The sequence below is a fragment of the Oleiphilus sp. HI0086 genome (genome assembly GCF_001635225.1).
The window spans coordinates 1-716 of sequence record NZ_LWFZ01001532.1 but is presented as its reverse complement, the minus strand read 5'-3'; the positions used below and the strand labels follow the sequence as shown (position 1 = coordinate 716).

Sequence of the window (716 nt, the reverse complement as noted above, 5' to 3'; positions counted from 1 at the left end):
TCTGATTGGATCTGCTGGTGTATCAGCTGTTCCAATGGCTGCTCGTGTATCGAATAAGGTTGGTCTGGATAATAATCCTCAGAATTTCTTGTTGATGCATGCGATGGGGCCAAACGTAGCAGGTGTTATCGGTTCTGCAGTTGCTGCGGGCGTTATGATCAAGTTCTTAGGCTAGGAAGCCAGTAGTACTACTATAGAAACCCCGGCTTGTGCTGGGGTTTTTTTATTTGTGGGGCTAAGATAATAACTGTGAGATATCTTTTTATTGTTAACAGGGTTGTAGCTATAGATGGTTGAGAAAAAGCTAAGATTGCTAGATAAAGTTTTTTTATCTGTTCTTAATGGTGTGGAGCAGTTTGCTTTTTCGGAGAACTTTAATATCTCAAACTTGAGTTCATTCGATGAAATCTTTCAAGATGGCATCATGTCAGTTCGTCATTATCACCCATTAGAGGATGATGAGATTGAGATCGCGGGTGAGAAAATCAAGGTAGAGAAAAAGCGACACAAAACGCCCGTTATCTTGGTGCCGCCTTTAGCCGCAACATCAATGATATTTGATTTGATGCCGCATAGAAGTGTTGTTCGTTATTTTTTAGCGAATGGTTATGATGTTTACTTGGTTGATTGGGGAGATGTAACCGCAGATCATAAAAACCTGTCGCTGGAAAGCTATGTGCTAGAGTGGATGCCAATGATCATGGATGCTGTCATTA

1 protein-coding gene and 1 pseudogene are annotated in these 716 nt (G+C 41.1%); both read left to right on the top strand.

The genetic code is table 11. The annotated features are described in order from the left end of the window. On the top strand, positions 1–175 hold a 175-nt coding region (locus tag A3756_RS26320; RefSeq protein ID WP_197481553.1), incomplete at its 5' end, for a sodium ion-translocating decarboxylase subunit beta. Between the two features lie 114 nt (positions 176–289). Further along, positions 290–716 (top strand): annotated as a pseudogene (locus A3756_RS25700) (alpha/beta hydrolase); the annotation flags it as partial.